The organism is Fluviispira sanaruensis, from assembly GCF_004295685.1.
In the GTDB taxonomy this organism is placed as follows: Bacteria; Bdellovibrionota_B; Oligoflexia; order Silvanigrellales; family Silvanigrellaceae; genus Silvanigrella; species Silvanigrella sanaruensis.
Genome location: NZ_AP019368.1, coordinates 128,898 through 150,543, shown reverse-complemented (window position 1 = coordinate 150,543; position 21,646 = coordinate 128,898). Strand labels below are relative to the sequence as shown.

Annotated in this window: 23 protein-coding genes; 13 read left to right on the top strand and 10 right to left on the bottom strand. The window is 33.5% G+C overall.

The window, feature by feature from the left end; all coding sequences use genetic code 11:
* The first annotated feature begins 72 nt into the window (after nucleotides 1–72).
* The 6 genes from EZS29_RS00690 to pgtP all read left to right on the top strand — a co-directional run bounded on the left by EZS29_RS00690 (nucleotide 73) and on the right by pgtP (nucleotide 5,482).
* Nucleotides 73–1,188: a DsbA family protein gene (locus tag EZS29_RS00690; RefSeq protein WP_130605543.1), complete on the top strand. Its 1,116-nt coding sequence runs from the start codon at nucleotides 73–75 to the stop codon at nucleotides 1,186–1,188.
* An 85-nt stretch (nucleotides 1,189–1,273) separates the two neighbouring features.
* Nucleotides 1,274–2,053, top strand: a complete 780-nt coding sequence (locus EZS29_RS00685) for an enoyl-CoA hydratase/isomerase family protein (protein ID WP_130605541.1) — start codon at nucleotides 1,274–1,276, stop codon at nucleotides 2,051–2,053.
* Between the two features lie 16 nt (nucleotides 2,054–2,069).
* On the top strand, nucleotides 2,070–2,408 hold the full coding sequence (locus tag EZS29_RS00680; RefSeq protein ID WP_172603694.1) for a 2Fe-2S iron-sulfur cluster-binding protein: 339 nt from the start codon (nucleotides 2,070–2,072) through the stop codon (nucleotides 2,406–2,408).
* A gap of 94 nt (nucleotides 2,409–2,502) precedes the next feature.
* Entirely contained in the window at nucleotides 2,503–3,171 is a 669-nt protein-coding gene (locus EZS29_RS00675; protein ID WP_130605537.1) for an O-methyltransferase, read from the top strand.
* 180 nt (nucleotides 3,172–3,351) lie between these two features.
* Nucleotides 3,352–3,663: a hypothetical protein gene (locus EZS29_RS00670; RefSeq protein ID WP_130605535.1), complete on the top strand. Its 312-nt coding sequence runs from the start codon at nucleotides 3,352–3,354 to the stop codon at nucleotides 3,661–3,663.
* Nucleotides 3,664–4,099: 436 nt separating this feature from the next.
* Nucleotides 4,100–5,482 carry a phosphoglycerate transporter protein PgtP gene (gene pgtP / locus EZS29_RS00665; RefSeq protein ID WP_130605533.1) on the top strand — a complete coding sequence of 461 codons (1,383 nt, stop codon included), beginning with the start codon at nucleotides 4,100–4,102 and terminating at the stop codon, nucleotides 5,480–5,482.
* A 4-nt stretch (nucleotides 5,483–5,486) separates the two neighbouring features.
* Here the strand turns inward: pgtP and EZS29_RS00660 are convergent, their stop codons facing one another.
* From EZS29_RS00660 to EZS29_RS00645, 4 genes are all read right to left on the bottom strand, one after another.
* Nucleotides 5,487–6,677, bottom strand: coding sequence for a multidrug effflux MFS transporter (locus EZS29_RS00660; protein ID WP_172603693.1), 1,191 nt, complete (start codon nucleotides 6,675–6,677; stop codon nucleotides 5,487–5,489).
* Nucleotides 6,652–7,593, bottom strand: a complete 942-nt coding sequence (locus EZS29_RS00655) for a COX15/CtaA family protein (protein ID WP_130605529.1) — start codon at nucleotides 7,591–7,593, stop codon at nucleotides 6,652–6,654. Before EZS29_RS00655 ends, EZS29_RS00660 begins: the two co-directional genes overlap by 26 nt.
* 88 nt (nucleotides 7,594–7,681) lie before the next feature.
* On the bottom strand, nucleotides 7,682–8,179 hold the full coding sequence (locus EZS29_RS00650; protein WP_130605527.1) for a hypothetical protein: 498 nt from the start codon (nucleotides 8,177–8,179) through the stop codon (nucleotides 7,682–7,684).
* 56 nt (nucleotides 8,180–8,235) lie between these two features.
* The gene (locus tag EZS29_RS00645) at nucleotides 8,236–8,673 is read right to left on the bottom strand and encodes a bactofilin family protein (protein ID WP_172603692.1); all 438 of its coding nucleotides are present in this window, start codon (nucleotides 8,671–8,673) and stop codon (nucleotides 8,236–8,238) included.
* 118 nt (nucleotides 8,674–8,791) lie between these two features.
* On the opposite strand from EZS29_RS00645, the gene EZS29_RS00640 reads away from it, so the two are divergent.
* From EZS29_RS00640 to EZS29_RS00630, 3 genes are all read left to right on the top strand, one after another.
* Entirely contained in the window at nucleotides 8,792–9,475 is a 684-nt protein-coding gene (locus EZS29_RS00640) for a hypothetical protein (RefSeq protein WP_130605523.1), read from the top strand.
* Between the two features lie 64 nt (nucleotides 9,476–9,539).
* Entirely contained in the window at nucleotides 9,540–11,081 is a 1,542-nt protein-coding gene (locus EZS29_RS00635; RefSeq protein ID WP_130605521.1) for a penicillin-binding transpeptidase domain-containing protein, read from the top strand.
* A 79-nt stretch (nucleotides 11,082–11,160) separates the two neighbouring features.
* Nucleotides 11,161–14,025, top strand: coding sequence for a DEAD/DEAH box helicase (locus tag EZS29_RS00630; protein WP_130605519.1), 2,865 nt, complete (start codon nucleotides 11,161–11,163; stop codon nucleotides 14,023–14,025).
* An 8-nt stretch (nucleotides 14,026–14,033) separates the two neighbouring features.
* Here the strand turns inward: EZS29_RS00630 and EZS29_RS00625 are convergent, their stop codons facing one another.
* The 5 genes from EZS29_RS00625 to EZS29_RS00605 all read right to left on the bottom strand — a co-directional run bounded on the left by EZS29_RS00625 (nucleotide 14,034) and on the right by EZS29_RS00605 (nucleotide 17,359).
* Nucleotides 14,034–14,426, bottom strand: coding sequence for a PilZ domain-containing protein (locus tag EZS29_RS00625; protein ID WP_130605517.1), 393 nt, complete (start codon nucleotides 14,424–14,426; stop codon nucleotides 14,034–14,036).
* A gap of 20 nt (nucleotides 14,427–14,446) precedes the next feature.
* The gene (locus EZS29_RS00620) at nucleotides 14,447–15,187 is read right to left on the bottom strand and encodes a hypothetical protein (RefSeq protein ID WP_130605515.1); all 741 of its coding nucleotides are present in this window, start codon (nucleotides 15,185–15,187) and stop codon (nucleotides 14,447–14,449) included.
* A gap of 36 nt (nucleotides 15,188–15,223) precedes the next feature.
* Nucleotides 15,224–15,667 carry a transcription antitermination factor NusB gene (gene nusB / locus EZS29_RS00615; RefSeq protein WP_130605513.1) on the bottom strand — a complete coding sequence of 148 codons (444 nt, stop codon included), beginning with the start codon at nucleotides 15,665–15,667 and terminating at the stop codon, nucleotides 15,224–15,226.
* Nucleotides 15,664–16,125 carry a 6,7-dimethyl-8-ribityllumazine synthase gene (gene ribH, locus EZS29_RS00610; protein ID WP_130605511.1) on the bottom strand — a complete coding sequence of 154 codons (462 nt, stop codon included), beginning with the start codon at nucleotides 16,123–16,125 and terminating at the stop codon, nucleotides 15,664–15,666. The genes nusB and ribH overlap by 4 nt, the downstream gene beginning before the upstream one ends.
* Before the next feature lie 91 nt (nucleotides 16,126–16,216).
* Nucleotides 16,217–17,359 (bottom strand): acyl-CoA dehydrogenase family protein, encoded by a 1,143-nt coding sequence (locus EZS29_RS00605; RefSeq protein ID WP_130605509.1) that lies wholly within the window; start codon nucleotides 17,357–17,359, stop codon nucleotides 16,217–16,219.
* Nucleotides 17,360–17,575: 216 nt separating this feature from the next.
* Between EZS29_RS00605 and EZS29_RS00600 the strand changes: the two genes are divergently transcribed.
* The 4 genes from EZS29_RS00600 to EZS29_RS00590 all read left to right on the top strand — a co-directional run bounded on the left by EZS29_RS00600 (nucleotide 17,576) and on the right by EZS29_RS00590 (nucleotide 21,300).
* Nucleotides 17,576–19,339 (top strand): acyl-CoA dehydrogenase family protein, encoded by a 1,764-nt coding sequence (locus EZS29_RS00600; RefSeq protein ID WP_130605507.1) that lies wholly within the window; start codon nucleotides 17,576–17,578, stop codon nucleotides 19,337–19,339.
* Nucleotides 19,340–19,519: 180 nt separating this feature from the next.
* Entirely contained in the window at nucleotides 19,520–19,660 is a 141-nt protein-coding gene (locus tag EZS29_RS15790) for a hypothetical protein (RefSeq protein WP_172603691.1), read from the top strand.
* A 32-nt stretch (nucleotides 19,661–19,692) separates the two neighbouring features.
* Nucleotides 19,693–20,028 carry a hypothetical protein gene (locus EZS29_RS00595; RefSeq protein WP_130605505.1) on the top strand — a complete coding sequence of 112 codons (336 nt, stop codon included), beginning with the start codon at nucleotides 19,693–19,695 and terminating at the stop codon, nucleotides 20,026–20,028.
* Nucleotides 20,029–20,088: 60 nt separating this feature from the next.
* Nucleotides 20,089–21,300 carry an MFS transporter gene (locus EZS29_RS00590; protein ID WP_130605503.1) on the top strand — a complete coding sequence of 404 codons (1,212 nt, stop codon included), beginning with the start codon at nucleotides 20,089–20,091 and terminating at the stop codon, nucleotides 21,298–21,300.
* On the opposite strand, the gene EZS29_RS00585 is transcribed toward EZS29_RS00590, so the two are convergent.
* The gene (locus EZS29_RS00585) at nucleotides 21,297–21,611 is read right to left on the bottom strand and encodes a DMT family transporter (RefSeq protein ID WP_130605501.1); all 315 of its coding nucleotides are present in this window, start codon (nucleotides 21,609–21,611) and stop codon (nucleotides 21,297–21,299) included. The genes EZS29_RS00590 and EZS29_RS00585 overlap by 4 nt on opposite strands.
* Between the last annotated feature and the right edge of the window lie 35 nt (nucleotides 21,612–21,646).

Here is a 21,646-nt window from a genome sequence, read left to right as displayed (position 1 = left end):
GACCTTGATCTGCCCTTCTAAAGAGCACTAGAAGGAATAAGTTCAATTTGTATGTATTCATAAGGAGTTTTCATGTCATCAGGAAAATTTATCATAGGTGGAGTCTTTATTATAGCAGCAATTGCAGGCTCAATTCCTCTTTTTTTTCACGACTACAAAAGATTTTCCAATTCAAACTCTACGACTCCGAGTGCAGTGAGCATACCAAAAAGCTTAGATTTTTCACAAAACTTTTCAGGTGATTCTTTAGGAACATATAGCAATGCAACTTTAAAACGTTCAGATCTTTCTTCTCAAGAACGTCAAAGTCTTTTTGATGCAGAGAGCAAAGTATATACCATAGTTGAAGAACTTTTAGCAAAAAGATATTTTGATAACGTCATAAAAGATTATATGAAGAAAAAAAATATCGCAAGTTTATCAACAGCACAGCAGATGTTTCTTGAAGAAATTCAAACTGTATCCTCCGAAGAAATCAAGACATTTATTACACAAAATGCAGACCATCCCCGCTTAAAAGGCAAGCCATTTAACGAACAGGCAGCTATGGTTCGCAATTATTTAAGTGAAGAAAAAAGAAATGCTTATTTTAAAAACTTTATTGCCGATGCGAGCGCAAAAGGAATAATTGAAGTCACGGGCATGCCAAAACCATTTCAGCCAAAAGTAAAAATTGATATTGGAAACTCTCCCAGTAAGGGTCCAAACGATGCGCCTGTTACAATAGTTGAATTTGCTGATTTCCAATGCCCTTTCTGCGCAAATGCTAACAAAGTTGTGGAAGAAATACTTAAGGAATATAAAGGAAAAGTCCGCTTTGTATTTAAAAACTTTCCTATTACACAAATTCATCCAGAAGCAATGAACGCTGCAATTGCTGGAGAATGCGCTTTTCAACAAAATAAGTATTGGCAAATGCATGATGCTTTATTCGCAAATAACACAAAACTTGGGCCAACTTTATACAATAAAATTGCACAAAATATTGGTCTAAATTTAAATGAATTTAATAAATGCAAAAATGATTCTTCAGTCAAAGAAAAAATTGCAAATGAAATAGAATATGGTCAGAAACTTGGTATCAACGCTACACCGGCATTTTATATCAATGGAACACAACTCATGGGAGCCCAACCTAAAATTGAATTCGACCAAATTATTAAAAAAGAACTTGCAGCAAAAAATTAAAAATTCAAATAGCAGATCCTTTAAAAATGAAATAATATAGACAATAGCTTTCTAGGCTGTAGTCTATATTATTTTGGAGTTTTATATGTCAGACAATATCATTCAGTTTGAAATAAAAGATAAAAAGGCATATTTAGAGATCAATCGTCCCAAAGCTTTAAATGCATTAAACAAAAATGTTTTAGCAGAAATTAAAAAATGTTGCGATATTTTGAAAAATAATAGTTCAGTTCATATTTTAATTGTTAGCGGATCGGGTGACAAATCGTTTGTTGCTGGAGCCGATATAAAAGAATTACAAGAATTGCATAATAAAAATAGAGAAGGTGAAAACTTTTCCAAGTGGGGTGCTGAAATCTTTAATTCACTTGAGCAGCTCCCACAAATTACCATTGCACGTATACAAGGCTTTGCTTTAGGAGGAGGGCTTGAACTTGCCCTTGCATGTGATTTTATTATTGCATCTGAAAATGCACGTTTTTCATTGCCTGAAGTGACTCTAGGGCTCATTCCAGGGTTTTCAGGAACGCAGAGGTTAAGAAAACGTTTAGGAACAGCACGGGCCATTGAATGGATTGCAACTGCTGAGAGATACTCTGCATCCGAGGCATATACCTTTGGGTTGATCAATCATGTTGTTAAACATGAAGATCTTGTTTTTTTTACAGAACAAATCGCTGATAAAATAATTAAAAATTCACCCTTAGCTGTAAAAACAGCAAAACTCGTTATTCGTTCTGGCGAAAACTGCAATTTTCAAGAAGCTTGTGATATAGAATCACATCAGTTCGGTCATTTATTAAACCAAGCTGAGTCTGTTGAAGGAATCAGTGCGTTTATTGAAAAAAGACCCGCTCAATTTTGATACGAATGAGAAACCTATGGAAAAAGTTCCAAGCAAAGAAATTCTTGCAAAATTAATTACAGTAACAGTCCTGAATAAAACTGGAAAAAAAATAGATGAGTTTCAAATGCGGGGAGGCTCAAATCTATGGGTATTTATCCGAAAAAGGGGATTACCTATAGGTTCTGCTTGCTCTGGTGTTGGAGTTTGTGGTGCTTGTCACCTTAAGGTAACAGAGAAAAATCCTCAGTCTATTTCAGAAAAAAATAATTTTGAAAAAGAAACACTTGCGAATAATCAAAAATCACCTGACGAAAGATTAGCCTGCCTCTGCAGAGTGAGTGGTGATATCACAATCCAAGCTGATTATTGGTAAATTGCCTTAAACATTCTTTTATGATACACACAAAAATTGCTTCACTTAATTATGTTCTTGATGAAAGATTCTTATTTTACTAAATGAGGGACGTATGCAAAAAGAATTTTTACAAAATGATAAAAATATAACAACCTATGCATTAAATACTTTTAAACCTGAAGACAATATTTTAAAAGAAATTCGTGAAAGAGCAAAAAAACTAGATATTCCAGGAATTCATGTCAGTGATATGGATGGAAAACACTTAGAAATTCTTATTTCCATGGCAAAAGCTGAAAAAGTTGTAGAAGTCGGAACTCTTGCTGGATACTCAGGAATTTGTATTGCAAGAGGCATGAGAAATAAAGGAGTTTTACACACGATCGAAATCGAACAGAAGCACTTTGAAGCCGCTGCACAGTCATTTAAAAATGCAAAAGTTGATCACTTAGTAAAGCAACATCTCGGTTCAGCGCTTTCTGTTTTAGCAGAACTCGAAAAAGAAGCACCTTTTGATGCTATTTTCATAGATGCAGACAAGGTCTCTTATCCTGATTATCTCACTTGGGCTGAGAAAAATATTAAAATTGGTGGGGTGATTATAGCGGACAACACCTTCGCTTGGGGACATATTAACGACAGTCATTTTGAAACTTTAGAATTAGAAAAACAAGTCAAGAGCATTCGCGAGTTTAACTACAGAATTGCCAATAATTCACAATTTATAGCCACTATATTGCCTACAGGCGAAGGTTTAACCGTTGGGGTACGCGTATCCTAAAATAATCAATAAATATTGGATAGTTACACACATTTCCTCATATTTGCATTATTTTATTGCATTTATTCATGGTTTTCTCTAGCATCCTTTTCTCATGGCTGCATTCTAGGGATAAATTTCCGTAGAATGAACTCTAATTACTGAATTTTATTTATATAAAAACTTTATAAAGGATTCCTAGTGAAAATAACACTTTTTGTAGTCACCTTCATTTGCTTAAATTTTCTTTTTTCTTACAAGCATGGGCAAACTAAAGCCGAAATTTTGCACACAAATCTTGCCAAAGGAAAATTTTCTCATGTTCCGCAGATTTCAGAAGAAAGTGAAAGTGATTTAAGCATTTTCAATCAAGATGATCTTTTTGATATTGATAATACTTTGCTGAATGAAATTGACGAAAATGATATTCAACATGAGTTTGAACCGAAAAAATCGATAGAAAATATCAATAATAATTTTTGCCAACATGTTTTTCGTAAAGCAATGATATAGGTATTGCCTCGACCATACAGCAACTGATTCATGCAAAACATTAATATTATTATCCCTGCAGATAGAAAAAATTGGATTTTATTTCTATCTTCGGTATTTTATATAGAAAATATCACCCATATCTCCTTACTCGAAAAACTCTGTTATATAATAAAATATATAGTTTTATTCTAATATTTTTATATTTAAAATATAATTACAAAAAATAACTTATAATATTATTAATTATTATAATTATTTATAATATTATTTTAATATTTAAATATTATTGAGTGAGTATATTTTTAGCAAATTTTCCTGTCTAGCTATGGTTATTTTCAAAAGAGTGCATTAAGAGTGTATTTCCAGATGTTTTTTCAACACCTGTCTAACAGATGTTTTGATAACTATTTAATAATAAATGAGGTTTTAAAAAAGCTTCCCCGTAGGAGTTTCTATGGCTAAATTTTCTGCTTTATTTTCTTCTCTAAAGCAACCAAAACCTCTACCTGAAATAACTGATGCAAAAACTATAGACAATGACTACAAGCATTGGCGAATTAGAATCTTTTACTCAATGTATATCGGCTATGCAGTTTATTACGTCACGCGAAAATCTTTTACTTTTGCCATACCAAGTTTAGCTGTGGATTTAAATATGGACAAAGCAAGTCTAGGTTGGATTGGTAGTATAATGGCCATCAGTTATGGTTTGAGTAAATTCATAAGTGGCATGCTCTCTGACAATGCCAATGCTAGATATTTTATGGCCATTGGCCTAATCTTAACTGGTGTTTTAAATATTATTTTTGGTACAGCGTCTTCCTTTTGGATCTTTGCAATTTGCTGGATGTTGAATGGCTGGTTTCAAGGATTCGGATGGCCTCCCTGCGCAAAATTTCTAACCTATTGGTATTCACAGTCTGAGCGAGGGCGTTGGTGGGGAGCATGGAATACTTCACACAACGTAGGAGGGGCTCTCGTACCTCTGCTCATTGCATTTTGCGTCCAATATTGGGGCTGGCGCTCTGCAATGCACGTTGCAGGTGGGTTAGCAATTTTCACTGGCTTTTTGCTTATCAATCGCTTGCGCGACACGCCTGCCACTTTGGGCTTGCCTCCTATTGAAAAGTATAAAAATGAAGAATTACCTATTACGCAGATAAAAGAAAATACTGAAAAAACTATTACTGTAAAAGAAATATTTATGAAGTATATTTTGAAAAATAAATATATTTGGATTTTAGCTGGAGCATACTTCTTTATTTACATCATAAGAGTTGCTGTTAATGATTGGACAATGCCATATTTAATGGAACAAAAAGGTTACACAAGCTCTATGGATGCTGGGAAAGTTATTTTTGCTTTCGAAATTGGCGGAGTCTTTGGCAGTCTTGCAGCTGGTTGGTTATCTGATAAATTATTTAAAGGTGGAAGAGGTCCAGTTAATTTTCTCTATACAGTTTTCGTAACCATTTTAATTTCAATTTTCTGGCAGATGTCAGTTTCGAATTTATATTTAGATATTCTAATAGTTGGTGCACTAGGTTTCTTTATTTTTGGCCCACAAATGCTCATTGGCATAGCAGCCGTAGAACTATCCCACAAGAAAGCAGCAGCAACATCAACAGGTTTTATAGGATGGATTGGTTATTTAGGAGCTTTTGTTGCTGGTGGTCCTATCGGTATTATAATTGATAAATTTGGCTGGGATAGTTTTTTTATCGTCACTATTGCATGCGGAATTTTTGCTTGCTTGTTCCTATCCTTCTTATATGCAGCTCGCAGCTATAACCCAAATACAGAAACTTTATCGTTAAAAGAAAAAAAGATTGCTTAGTTTGCTAGACATTCTTTTTTTTCATAATTAAAAGATAATAAAAAACAATTAAAAAAGTTGAAGATATAAAAATAACAGTCGCCATTGGAATTTGATTTTCTGATTTAAATGAACCTGATAAATATCCTGCAAATACACCAAACATGATTTCAATAAAAAAGAATAATCCCGAAGCAATTCCTAGCATTTTAGGAAAGAGATCCATCATACCAACTTGAGTCAAAGGAAAAATAATACCAATACCAAACATCAATACTATAATTGGTGGTAAAATAGCCAACACTGAAACATAATTAAATAATGCAAAAGTTATTAACATTAAAGAACTTAAAAAGCATATTAGAGTTGCAAAGCTTAGCACATAGTTTAAATGATATTTTGCTGATAATTTTCTCGCCATAATTGTCCCAAAAATATACCCAATAGAAACCAAAGCAAATATAACACCATAAATAACAGAAGACACACCTATTATATCTTGAAAAATAAAAGACGAAGAAGATATAAATGAAAAATAAGCACACCATGCAAATGAAATAGTTAAAGTATATCCTAAATAAGTTCTATTCGATAAAATTTCTTTATAATTCTTAAAAAGAGCCACAAAATGTGTAGCTTTGGGATTTAAATTTTTATTTGTTTCTTCTATCTTAAAATAAACTAAAGCTAATATTAATGCTGATAAGAGAATTAATAAAACAAATGAAGAACGCCACCCGAAGTAGGTTTGCAGAACACCACCGATTATCGGTGCAATTGCAGGGGAAATAGCCATACCTGTTGCCATATAAGTTAAAACTTTGACTTGATCCTTCTTCTCAAAGGAATCGCGCACAATTGTTCTCCCTAAAACGATTCCGCAACAACCGCCAAGCGCTTGAAAAAAGCGAGCAATAATTAAAAACCAAACGTTTTGGGCAAAAACACATGCAAACGATGCTATTAAAAATAATGATAGGCCAAATAATAAAATAGGTCTTCTCCCAAATCGATCGGATAAAGATCCGCAAGTTAACATAGAGATAGCAAAGCCAATCATATAAAAGCTGAGCGTCAATTGAATGAGAGGTTGGGTTGTATTTAAATCTTCAACCATGTGCGGAAGGGATGGAATATAAGAATCTGTTGAAAAGGAAGGCAGAGAAATAACCAAAATCAATATAAAAATCTTAAGAATATCGGAACACTTTTTCAAGAAATTTCTCCTCAGCAAGGACTTCATTGCAAAATAAAATACAAGCAACCCAAACAATATCACCCGTTAATAAATGTACAATTTGCATCCACACAGGTGCTAATAAAACAATATTAATAAAACCACACAAGATTTGGACTACAATAATACACGTAATAAAGTAAGCAAATTTTTTAATTCTTTTTGCAGAGTTTTTATGAACAAAGTTCCAAGTCATTACAATGATATAGAATGAGATTAAAACGGCAAAAATAGGATGATAGACTCGCAACGACTTCAAAAAGTGTGTTGTCCCTTCATTTTCTGCAAATAACCCTTCGCCAACATAATTTGGTTTGAAGAGTGTGTCCCCTAAAGCAGTTATAGCACCGCTTACTCCAATAAAAAATAATCCAAAAATTGCTATCGCAATTAAAAATATTTTTTTATTTTGTCCCCGCAGCTGAGCTATCCCAAAACCCGAAGAATAATAAGCTGTTAATGCAATTGAAGCGAGTAATAGAAAAGTGCTTATTAAATGCAAGGACATAACATAAGCTCTAAAAACAGAAGAGTTATTTGCCACCAAACCAAAAAGCACAAGACCTGCTCCCAGCAGGGCTTCAAAGACCATTAAGCAAAATGAGCAAAAAGCTGTTTTTCGAATAGGGCTGCCTTTTTCAGTCACTTTAAAAGACCAAACAAGAAGGACAACTGCACCTATTCCAGCAAGCCCACTCAATGTTCTGTGGGAGAATTCAACGATTGTATGAACTTTTGCAAAATCAGGTATGAACTGGCCATTGCAGAGAGGCCAATGCTCACCACAGCCCGCACCGGAACCCGTGGCCCGCACAAAGGCACCATTTAGAACAACAAAAAAATTAAAAACAAGGAAAGCCCAACTGTAAAATGCAAAATTTTTAATATTTTTCATAAAATTTCCGTTTTGGCGATTGAATAAAAATCAGTCAAAAACGGACAATAACGAAGAGACAGTTGAGAATCAATATGCAGGTTAAAATTTAACTTGATTTTAAAAGATTATCAATCATACCATCAACATCTTCTTGATCGAGTTTTTTATTGCGCGGATCAGGCAAACTTGAAATCATTGTTATATAATTTCTATAAATTTCATCTTCTTCGGAAGAAAATTGTTTTCTTCTTAAATCTCTATGCAAAAAAGAGTGTAGAATTTCAGCTCCTTTTCTCACAACATACAAAGGATTTGGATACAATGCTTCATGTTTATTTAAGAACTCTTTATTAAATGCACAATTCATCCAATTTGAAATTTCAACAATTGCATTTCGATATTGATTATCTGACTCAAATTGAGCTGAACTCATAATACTATTTATTAAGTTAGAAATTGCAGCAAAAGATTTATCGTCAGGTAATGGATTGATTTTTTCAGGCTCATAGCGCCCAAACATACTCAAAATCAATCTAATTCTCTGCTTAGCTTCATTATAAAGATCTTTGATAGATTCTTTGCCTGCAACATTATCTGAATTCAACCGCATTCTCCTTTTGCAGAGAAAGGAATTAGAAATTTAAACATGCATTCAATTTATTAAGAAACTACGCTCAAAACGATTTCATCAACTGAATGCCTTGGAGCCTCTAAGCAAGAGAGTTTTCCACGCAATTTAGCACCTTCTTCCACAATTAATTTGTAAGAAGATATTTCTCCTTCCACTCGGGCAGAAGATGTGAGCCTTAAAGTGTCAGCAGCATAAAGGTTACCTTCAAAAATACCGCTTATTTCCACAATCACTCCATGTATCTCACCTTTAATTAGAGCTGATTCTTCTAAAATCAAAATATCTTCTGAAATAATAGTGCCTTCAACATGCCCTGCCAATCGTGCTTCACCTTTTAAAATAACTTTTCCTTGAAAAAATGTTTGATTGCCCAGCAAAGAAAAAGGCACACCTTTATATTTTTTTGAAGAATTCTCAATACCTTGTACTGACGACAAGACTTTAGCATCTTTCACTTTTGAAAACACCTTTTGACTCCTAAAATGATAAGATTGAGGTATTCTGTAACCACATATAGAATCGACATCTTAAAAATATAAATTTGCAGAAAATTCTGCGAGCCCAAAAATGGCATAGGACAACATTATGACTCATGAAGTACGAATTGCCGCAAATAAATTATTTGACTCTTTGCCTCATTTAAAACTGTTACCTAATATTTGGAAAGATAATTTATTACTTAATAATCTTGTCACTAAAAGAAAATTAAAATGTCACTGTGATGATAATATTGACACGAATATACCTTTGTTTTATCCCATTTTTCCAAGCACAGGAGAATCAATTAGAGGTATTTATGATACTTTACCTTTTGCTTATATTTCATGGAAAGTAAATTCTAAAACCCTACCTTATATTGAAGTTATTGAAGTCCCAATTTGTTTCGATGATTTTCAATTTAAATGCCAAGAAAAGGAAATCATTGAAAAAGGTCTCTCTCCTCACGGGAAAGTGGTTATAGGTAGCTATAATAAGGTTACAGACGCAAACTTTAAAAACGAAATGATATCATTACGTAAACGTGTATTAACAAAAATTTATGAATTTTGTCCGACCGCAACTTATATTTGTCTTTCTATTTTTTCGAATCTGCCGAAAAGTCTTGTTGAGGAGAAAAAATCAAGATATTTAACTTCGATTGACTATCTTGAAAAGCAAATTTCATGGGAGTTTCAATCTGATCGATTTATACCGATAAAGTACCAGAACAAAGTTTTGCTCACGGTATTGAAAAGCTGGATCCTGACCCAAAAAGATTTAAAGCTATAATACTTTGAACAAAACCAAGCTGGTTTATGGTACACTATAAAAAACGGAGTTTGAGGATACAAAAATGGATTTTTCTTTTTCTAATATTTTAAAAAAGCCTCTTCATTCTCTTATTGTTTCTTTATTTTTTTTCTCGACACCAATACATGCGCAAGTGAATAATACTAACATTAATTCAAAAACTCAAAAAACTGTCGCATTTTTAGCCAAAGATAAAAAATTAACTAAACAAAAAATAAATCAAAATAAATTCAAATTTAAAAAAACTTACAAACAAAGTAAAAAGTCAAAATATAAAGCAAGTAATTATGAACGCTACGGAAGAAATGATTTAAAAACAAATTATGTCACTGCTCAACCTGTGCTTTTTTCTGCATATTCTGGCTCATATTTAATTAATTCTAAAAAATTAAACCCAAATACTGTCAAAGTAAAAGCTTATACCGATCCCAGAGAATCTCTAAATAACAACGGGACACCTTTGAACACACCGTTTGGCCAGGTAGAATGGCCGGAAATCTCAGCTAAAATGTTTTTAAAAAATGGAAAAATATATTCATATTACAAAAATTATAAGTTAGAACTTACAATCGACCCTCAATTGCAAGACGCTTCAGAAAAGTACTTAAGTCAATCTAGAATTATTAATGGTTCAACAGCCATTATTGATCCAAAAACAGGAAAAATCCTTGCCCTTTCACAAAATGGTGGCAACCGCAATGCCAGTGTTTCGGTCAGCTCGCGCGCACCAGCAGCAAGCTTAATGAAAATTATCACAGCTTCGGCCGCCATAGAAAAAAGAAATTTGAATCCATACGATGAAATTTCTTTTCGTGGAGGTTGCGGCAATCTCAGAAATGGCAATTGGCTAGCCGATCCTTCTCGAGATAAGCAAAAAATGACCTTTGCCAAAGCTTTTGGCTCTAGCTGTAACACAGCCTTCGCCCGTTTAGCTCTATATGAGGTTGGTTTAGCTTCACTGAAGTCCTATGCTGAAAAGTTTATGTTCAATAAACCTATTCCAAGCGATTTAAAGCTGCAAACAAGTATGTTTTTGCTCCCTGACCCTGACACAGCAACTCCTCAAGAAGTGGCTGAAGCAGGTGCAGGATTTGGCGCTACGAAATTAAACCCCGTACATGCGGCTCTTCTTTCTGCAACTATTAATAATCATGGTATAATGATGGCACCTTATTTAATAGAAGCGGCTTACAATTCGGACGGAAAGGAAGTTTACAGAGCAAAACCTATGCAAATTGGACGAATTATCTCTCAACAAACTGCTTTAAAAATAGAAACCTTGATGTTAGCAACAATATCATCGGGTACGAGCCGTAGAACTTTTCATAAAGCAGGAACTCGAGCGGACGCCAATGAAATTGGCGGCAAGACGGGAACTTTGCTCGATCCAGAAAATAGGGATGTTCTTTACACTTGGTTTAGTGGTATTGCTCCACTTAACTCTCCGAATAGCATAGCTATTGGGACAGTCGTGGCAAGCCCACAAAATTGGGTCGTCAGAGCAAGTTCAGTTGCTCAAACAACTCTTGCAGATTATTTAAAGTTTGAAAAAAATGACAGTCGAGTAGCGAGTCGCAGTAATTAATTCGCTATTCTAATTCCTATTATCACCATAAGTTTTTAGTAAATAATTTACTAAAAACAAAAATTTAGACAGAATAAAAATGACTTCTCATTCGTTTATTGATTTCGTTTTCCCACAATTCCTTGCTAATAATTGGCAAAATGGAATTTCAATTTTTAGATCTGGTGGAGTTTACAATTTCAACTCCTACGGAGAGCTTTTAAGTGGAAAAGTAAAGGCGGGTATTGGTGAAAATTATGAAGTGCGGATGAAAATTCATGCGCACGGAAAATTTGTTCAATGGATGGAATGTACTTGCCAAGCAAATAGAAGAAGAGCTGAAAAATGCGCACATATTGCTGCATTTTGTATATATCTAGATCAAGAAAAAGCTCTCTATTTACAAAAATTTAATTTAGGTACAGGCGGATCTGAACTTTATCTAAATAGCACAACAGCCAAACCAAAACTCACCCAAACGGATGAAAATAAATCGAGTGCATTCAATGCACAAGAAAAATGGGAAATAATAAATGATGCGAAACAGACATTAGAAAGTAATAGTTTTGAAAATATTTTTACTTCCAATGTATTGGAAATTATTTCTATTGATTTAGACAAAGAAGAACCGTGGTTGAATGTACTCGTTAAGCTTGATGCTACAAAAAAATTAAACTACCGCTTTGGCATTGATGACACTTGCAAACTTTTATTCAATACCAACCAATATGAAAAAGCGTCAAAAAGTGTTCTTAAACTCATCGATCATGGAGTAACTGCAAAAAGATATTTCGATATTAAAAATCATAAAAATTCTGGTTTTTTAATTCAAAAAAACATAAATATTTATAAAGATAATAATTCAATAAAAAAAATAGTTTTAAGCGATCTCCAGACATCTCATGTCGGAAAACATGGAATCTTTTATGCAAAAATCGGTTATATTCCTTTTTCTGACAAAATGAACACAACTCAAATTTCACGTTGGCAAGAATATCCTAAATCAGGAATTGTAGAAGGAGACACAGCAGCAACTTTGATTGAAAGTGAGTTTATGCGCTTAAAAGAAACTGCTGAAGTTGTTTTACATAATAGTTTATCCAAAGTTAAAGTTTTTAATAAAACCATTATTCCAGAATTCACACTGAATAAATCTTTAGATGGTGCAATTTTAATAGATGCTAAGTTTAATTCAAAAGCTGAAGATAAAATAGATGGAAATACCTCTGGAACACTCTTACAGATATTAAGAGCTCGAGCCGAAGGTAAACAGTATCTGCAAACTGAAAAAGGATTTGTAAAGATCAACTCCGAGTTTGACTGGCTCCAAAATAAATTACAGAACGATGGACAAATTAAACTCTCAACCCTCGAATTTATACGTTTTCATGAACAATTTGGCACAGAAAGTAAAGTCAAAGGTAAAGCAGATATTATAAATAAAATACGTGCAGGTCTCATATCGAGAGAGAAACTTACATTACCATCATTAAAAGAAACTCAGCTTAACTTACGCCCATACCAAGAAGATGGGTTAAAATGGCTTTGGTGGCTTTATAGCAACCAACTTGGTGGTCTGCTTGCAGATGAAATGGGACTTGGTAAAACTCACCAAGCGATGGGTCTTATTTCTAGTATTGCTAAACGTGATGATTTTTCAATATCATTAGTTGTTTGTCCTACCAGTGTGATTGACCATTGGCTTGATAAAATGACTAAATATATCCCAAAAGTTAAATGTATCTGTTATCATGGTTCGCTACGCAAAAACTATTTAATGGATATACAAAAAAATACAAAAGGACATTTTGTTTTTGTAACAAGTTATGGAATTCTCTTAAGAGACATTCAACTCATTATGCAAAAAAAGTGGAATTTAGTTATTTTAGATGAAGCGCATTTAGTTAAAAATCAAAGCACTCGGACCTATAAAGCCGCATGCAAAATTGATAGCAATATGCGTCTTTGTTTAACAGGGACACCGCTTGAAAATGATTTAATGGAACTTAAAAACTTATTTGATTATATTGCTCCTAGTTATTTAGGCAGTGATAGTGAATTTAAAAAGAAATATATGTCAAACGATGAAAACAATGACCCAATCGCCGACATTGAACTTCATCGCCTTATACATCCTTTTAAAATGCGTAGAAATAAACTTGATGTCCTGACCGATCTTCCAGATAAAGTTGAAGATATTCGTTACTGTCATTTAAATTTAGCTCAGAAAAAACTTTATAATGAAGTTTTAAATTTAAAAGGAAAAAAATTAATCGATGATTTACAAAATGAAAAAAGTCCTGTTCCTTATATTCATATATTTAGTTTGATAAGCCTTTTAAAACAGATATGTGACGACCCTTCTATAATTGATCCAAGATACTCACAGCTAGGTAGTGGAAAGTTAAAAGTATTTGATGAATTGCTTGGAGAGGCTCTCGAGAGTAACCAAAAAGTAGTGGTTTTCTCCCAATATGCAAAAATGGTCGCTAAACTTTCGGAAAGACTGAATGCTCAAGGCATTCAGCATGTGATTTTAACGGGTCAATCTGTCAATAGAGGTAATATTGTTAAAGAATTTCAAGAGAATAAAAATGTAAAAGTATTTATAGGATCTTTATTAGCGGGTGGTACTGGGATCGATTTAACCTCAGCAAGTGTTGTTATTCACTTTGACAGATGGTGGAATGCTGCAAAAGAAAATCAAGCAACCGATAGAATTCACCGCATAGGTCAAATCAGAAATGTTCAAGTTTATAAACTCGTAACAAGGGGAACATTAGAAGAGAGAATTGATGATATTATTAGTCGAAAAAGAATGATTTTTGAAAGATTTGTTGAACAAGACGAAGAAGTTTTTAAGCATCTTTCACGCGACGATCTTTTGCAGCTTCTAAAAGCACCTTCTGATGATTCTGAAATTGAGTCAAATGACGAAGATAGCATTGAAGTTTATAATATATAAAAAATATACTATTTAGATAGCTGCCAAGTTTGTGGGAATTTTTTTAAAATCACCCCATTTTCGATAATATATTTTATTACTTTTACATTATTTTCACTAAGATTATTAAACTCAATCCCTGCATAAAATATATTTTCCTTATCTAAATATTTAATTATTCCCACAATTGGTTCAATTTTTATTTCTAAATTTTTTTTAATAAAATTCTCTTCTACATGCAATTCTACAACTTCATCCACTTTGAAAATATGATTATTTGAAATATAAATCGCACAACCATTTAAAGAAAAATCTTTAACAGCATTATGAAGCGCTATAGGCTTTTTATTTTGATAAATCGAAATTATAAAATTAATATCATGTCTCTTACTTTTTCTTTTTTCATGACTTTTTTTTACCATATTTTTCACCAATGATAAAATTAAAACTTGAATAAAGTCTCATCTGTCAGATTACCTTGTTTTCGTAAAATACGAGCAGAGTGAATGAGAAAATCAAAACATTTTTGGGTAGACGGAAAAACCCCAATACAAGGGTGTAATGCTGAATCTGCTAAGAACCAAAGAAATTCTTCCGTTACTTTTTTTTGCAAATCCATTTCTGAATAATTTAGTATAGACTCTTTCAAACCTACTAATTCATATTTATCTATGAGCCACATAAAAAATGAACGTATATAATCACAAAGCATTTTTATATCAAAAAGAAATAAAATAGATTGTGCTCTGACTTCTTGAATATTTGGAAATAAATAACTTAAGTATACTTGCATAAATTCTTCAGGAGTTCTCACTCCCATAAGTTCTTTAAGCGGCAAATATCTTAAAACATCAATACGAGGAGAGGAAAATAAGCTTAAATGCTGGCCTACAAGAAACCATCTCGAAATAGGTAAAGATTTATGTCCTTCTTCATTTACTTGCAATAAAAGTGATTCCTGCTCAAATACTGAAAAATGCCCTAGAATAACACTCTCCGATAATTCTTTCTCAAGAAATGCTGGACTAGCTTGAATAAAAACACCTTTACTTTGATCTTTTAAAACTTGACTTGAAAATGTTCCAATACCTAAAAAAGTCTCTAAAGAATATCCTTGAGCAACACGTTCAGTAACAAATCGCGCACAGGCTTCGATATTTTCTAGTAGGTAAATTTCTCTCATTTCAATAATTCGCCTTTTTGATCAATAAATATTAAATCAAGCAGAACGTACCGTTTTAGCAATCGCATCGAGAATACCGTTAACAAATGAAGCCGAGTTTGAAGAGCCATATTCTTGCGCAATAGAAGCAGCTTCTGAAATAACAACTCCAATATCTGTATCGCCCCGTTCTAAAAGCTCAACTGTTGCAATTCTAAGAACTGCTAAATCCACTCGAGCAATGCGCGAAATTTTCCAATTTTTTGCATTTTTTTCGATTAAATCATCAACTATTTTGCTTTTCTCAAATACAGCAGCTAATAAAGATCGCAAAAAGGCTCTTTGATTCTCAGACACTTCAGATTGCTTAATAAACTGTTCTAAAACACTTTTTTGCATAACATATTGTTGATTTACATCTTGCTGATAAGCAAATTGAACTGCAAACCTTCTCACTTGTTTAAAATCGGCTGGTTTGAGTCCAGTTACACCTTCAATCATAATGATAAATTTCCTAATAATGAGGATCTAAGCAAGATCATTTCTAATAACGAATCAGCAACATCGCTGCCTTTGTTGCCAAGTTTTCCACCAGCTCTATCAATTGCTTGTTCCATTGTATCGCAAGTAAGTATGCCAAAACAAACAGGAACTGAACGAGAAAGCTGAACATTCATCAAACCAGACGCTGTTGATGAGCAAACATAATCATAATGATCTGTCGATCCACGAATCACAGCTCCAAGAGCAACGACTCCATGAACTTTTTTATTATCAATTAAAAGTTGAGCTGCAAATGGGGTTTCAAACGCCCCTGGTACCTCAATTTCAATAATATTTTCAGGCTTTACACCACGCCGAATGAGAATATTTTTTGCACCTGAAGCAAGACGAGACGTTATAACCTCATTGAATCTTGCAACCACAATGCCAATTTTTGCTTCTGCAGTCTTTATCATCTCTGACACCAAATCTTTCTAAAAATTCACAAAAAGAAGACACCAATCCGCAGTTTGTTTAGCACAGCAATTCATTTATTTAAAGAATTCTTTAGATGTCTAGCAGCATTCTTCCTACAATCATTCTCTGAATTTGGGATGTGCCTTCATATATTTGAAAGATCTTTGCGTCCCGCATAAGCATTTCAACTGGATATTCTCTATTATATCCATATCCACCAAATATCTGAACCGCATCTGTGGTAATTCTCATACAGGCATCCGCAGCAAACATTTTAGCAATTGACGCATAATAAGTATTTTTTCTCCCCGCATCTACCTCATCAGCAGCTTTCCACACGAGTAAACGCGAAGCTTCAATATCCCGTGCCATTTCTGCAATAATAAAGCTAACACCCTGATTTTCCGATATAGTTTTTCCAAATGCCTGTCTTTGCTTTGCATAATCAATTGCGCACATCATCGCCCGCTGACTCAAACCGAGTGCTTCGGCTGCAACCGCAGGCCTTGTCCGATCAAATGCTCCCATGGCGAGCTTAAACCCGTCGCCTTCTTTACCAAGTAAATATTTAGCAGGCACCTCAACGTTATCAAAGGTCACACCCCGTGTGTCACTGCAACGTTGGCCCATATTATCTTCTTTTCTACCGATCGTAATACCAGGGGTTTTTGCAGATACAATAAATCCTGACATTCCTTTGTGCCCCTTAGATGAGTCTGTTTTAGCAAGAACAAAGAACCACGAAGCGTATTTAGCATTTGTAATCCACATTTTTGACCCATTGATAATATATTTATCACCAGACTTTTTTGCAGTCGTCTTAATCCCTGCAACATCACTTCCTGCGCCTGGCTCTGTTACGCAGTAGGAAGCCATTTGGCATTCTTCAACCATAGGTGCCAAAAAATCTTTCCATGCATGCTTATTTTCAGAAAGAATAACCGGAACAGCTGCCAAATCGTTGGCCAAAGCTGCCGTGCAGAATCCAGCACACCCCATGGCCAAAGCTTCAGAAATTAAACAATGATCAAATGTGCCTAACCCAAGTCCACCCACTTCTTCTGGCACAAATGCATTTAACATTCCAAGTTCATGTGTCTTCTTTAATAATTCCATTGGAAATTTTGCTGTTTCGTCCAATTCACGTGCTTTAGGCCACACTTCTTTATTAGAAAAATCTTTTGCCATTTCAAACAATTGCCTTTGGGTTTCGTTTAATTCAAACATAGCCATAATTTTTTTCTCCTAAAAATAAATAAAATAAAATTCTCTATACTTCAAAATATGTTTAAATTTTAAAACTAGCAATGCTTGCAATACACTATAAGTGACATTGACAGTAAATACAGTTTGCATTTCAAACAGTTTGCTCTCTTCATTCAATTCAGCTAATTTACTATTGTAAAGTTATCTTATCCAGATTGAAAATAGTAAGAACGAGGAGGTTTTATGTCTGGTAATACAAAATTTAGTTTCATGAAAAGCATATTTAATGGGCATATATCAGAAAAATCTCTGCATCATTATCCATTTTTTAATACCAATCGAGAAAATGATTACACCTTGATGGCAAATTCAATTAATGATTGGATGAAACAAAATGTTGATAGTCTAAAATTCGACCAAGAAAAAAAATTACCAAAAGAAATTATTCAGGGCATGAAAGAAATGGGGCTCTTTGGACTTATTATTCCTGAAGCTTTTGGTGGAAGCGAATTTACCCAAACATTTTATACAAGAACTCTTGAACTTTTAAATAAACACGACGCATCTGTTACTTTAACTGCGGGTGCACACAGTTCGATAGGATTAAAAGGACTTTATTTATATGGAAATGAAAAGCAAAAGGCAAAATATATGCCTAAACTTGCGACGGGCGAGATGATTGCCTCCTTTGCTTTAACAGAACCAACCGCAGGAAGCGATGCCGCTGGAATTAAAACGAGAGCCGTTAAACAAGGCGATCATTATGTGATCAACGGCTCAAAATTATGGATTACAAATGGAGGCTTCGCCGACTTTTTCACCGTATTTGCGAAGGAAGAAGTTAATGGCGAAGACAAAATCACCGCCTTTATCGTAACCAGAGACATGGGTGGTGTCACTCATGGTTCTGAAGAACTTAAACTTGGAATTAAAGCTTCATCCACTGTTGAAGTCTTTTTTAAAGATGTAAAAGTCCCTGCAGAGAATATATTAGGAAAGTCAGGTGACGGTTTTAAAATTGCCATGGGAATTTTAAATCAAGGTCGCATGGGCTTAGCAGGCGGTGCTTTGGGCGCTATGAAATCCGCTATGGACGAGTGCATAACTTACACAAAAAATAGAAAAGCATTTGGCCACAGTATTTCTGACTTTGGCCTTATCCAAAGCATGTTAAGTGAAATGGCAATGCATATTTATGCTTCTGAGTCTGCAACCTATTTCGCAACCAATTTAGTCGATTCTGGCGACACAGATTACAGTATTGAGGCTGCTATTTGTAAAGTATTTGTTACGGAAGCAAGTTGGGCAACAATCAACACTGCCATGCAAATTCACGGTGGCAATGGTTATATGGTTGAATATGGCATTGAAAGAAAGCTCAGAGATGGGCGCATAGGTCTTATATTTGAAGGAACAAACGAAATATTAAGACTCTTTATAGCGATGACAGGTTTGAAAGAGCCTGCTTCTCAATACCAACGTCTAGGCAAAGAACTTCAGTCACTTCAAAATATAAAAAGTGTAGACTTCTTAAACAGCGCTATAGGTAAAATTGGCTTTTTATCTGAATTTGCCTTTAGTGAAGTTAAAAAGAGTGTGCTGACAGAAAAGCTAGAAGGTTTTCACCCTGCCCTCGAAAAAGAATGCGAAAGACTCTCAACAGCCACACATGCGCTAACTACTTCTGCTTCTAAACTCATTCGCACTTACGGACACAAACTTGTTGATGAGCAATTGCAATTGTCACGACTCGCAGACATCGCCATTGACACATATGTGATTTCTTCTGTTTTATCGAGGATCAATTCCGTCTTAGAAAAGCATGGTGGCCCTGAGAAAAATGAAGCTGAACTCACCATGGCAAAATTAATTATTCGAAATGCAAAAGCGCGAATCAATCAAAATATTTATAATTTAAAAGCAAATCACGATGATAAAATTAAAATCATCGCTAAGAAATTGATTGATACTGAAAAATATCCTTTTGCAATCGATAATTTTAAATAGTGTTTTAAGCATTTATTTTATATTTATTTTTTTAGAACCACCTCACCTTCTATATTTTTTAGTTTAACTTTAATTATAATGCTTACAAACTTGAAATATTTTTTTTGTTATAGATAATTTTAATGAATTATTTGTCATTACATATTCGTTTTAAAACACTCTTTTAAGAGGAAGATCATTGTGAATTCAGACTTAGAAAAAATACAAGTTCTGCTGGTAGAATCCACTTATTTTCCTCAAATAATCGGAAAAACTTTAGCACAAATTCTAGAAGCAATTCCATCGAATTTTGCAGGAAGAAAAATAATAACTTTCTTATAAACGAAATAGCCTGTCGCATAGGCGGCGGGCAAGTGATGATGATGTTTACAGAGACTCTTAGATATGCACTGGAAAAATTCTTAATTGCAAATCTATTTCAGACACATAAAGAATATTCGCTCCCTAATCTCGATGAAAATGAAATCACTTTAATCGCTCGCCTTTTACCTCAAAAGGGACTCAAAGCAACAAGTCAATTAAGATTACCACCAAACTGCAAAATTCAATTGCAAGTCCCAGAAGGTGTAAAGTTAAGCTATCCACAAAAATGGTACGACGCATTCGCATATGTGACTATTAAGTCTCATTCTGAAGAAGGTGCAATAAATTGTTATTGGGAGATCTTTAATATTATTTATCATAAGTGAATATCAACCCAAATAATATGTAGCCTTATTTTGTAGTAAATAAACAACAGAGAAAAATAAATGATAAATATGCAAAGCTTTATTTCATTTTCCAGTTTAAGAACTGTGAGCCTAATTGGTGATAATGCAAAGGGCTTTTATTTACCGTTGTTTATTTATAGTATATCTAATGGGAATATAGCCTTAGTGGGCCTCGTGTATATGTTTGACTTTTTGCCAAGACTTTTCCTCATTCCTTTTTTTGGCAATCTTGCAGATTCAAAAAATTGCCTTTGGATTATTAGATCGCTTGAGTCTTCCAGAGTATTCTTATTATTTGTTTGGTATATTTTTTACAGTTTTCCTTATATTTGGCTTATTTCACCTATTATAACTGTCAGCTCGGGTATTCTCATGGTCTTTTATGAGACAACAGCGAGTCGCATTTTAGATGAAAAACAAATGATTCATTTCCAAACAAAATCACAATTACTTGAACCAGCAGCCCGCTTAATAGGGCCTATGCTTATCGGTGCTTCACTCACTATTTTTAATAATAGAAATACTATTTTTATTATTATTTTAAGCTATATTTTAACATTTTTTATAAATATTAAAACAATTAAAATAGAAAGAATTAAAGTAAATTTTAATAATTTCTCAAAAAAATTAATAAATTTGTCTGTTTTTAAATTTCATCTCTCAAATAAATATTTTTTAATGATCACTTTAGCTGAAATTCTCTTGAATTTATTTTTTGGTGTTTTCCAAACCCTGCTCATTCCAATTATGAGAACTCATTATCAAACAAGTGAATCTCTCTCAACATTACCTAATATTCTAGGTGGAATTATTTCACTTCTACTTGCATACTTTATTCCTAAAATTATGCAGAATAAAAGTAAAATATTCTTTGCCTACATGGGATCCTTCTGCCTTTTAATGAGCGCCATCCTAATTGCATCAGATTTAGGAAGAATATTTTTTTCATTTGCTTTTGGCTTATTAATAACAGGCAGTTCTTTATTTGGTATATTTTTTAGAATAGAAAGAGTAAAACTTATTCCTGCTGAAAAACTTGGAAATATATTCGGAGCAAACACATCTATTCTCCTTATCTCAGCTCCACTTGCAGGGGGAGTGGTCTATTTATTAGAAAAATATTTTTCATCGCTCGTTATGCTCATTATTTTAAGTTTTTTTTGCTCAATAAATATTATATTCATATTATTTATCTATCAAAAAAGAATGTATACAAAAGAAAAAGCTTATTATTTGAAGAAGCAGAACTAGCTAAAAACTTTAAGACCAAAAATTCCAACAAGAACTAAGATCAAACAGAAAATTCTTTTGAAATTTAACACTTCTGAATAGAAAATAATCCCATAAATAGCAACTCCAACCGCGCCAATCCCTGTCCAAATTGCATAAGCTGTACCTATTGGGAGATGTTTCAATGCCAACCCAAGAAAAGCAAAACTGATTATCATTCCAATAATTGTAATCAATAAAGCTTTTATATTTCTAAAGCCATAAACATTTTTTAAAGCAACAGCCCAAACAACTTCAAATAAACCTGCAATCACCAAGTATACCCAAGCCATATATTTTATCCTCTCATTTTAATTTTTAAAATTGA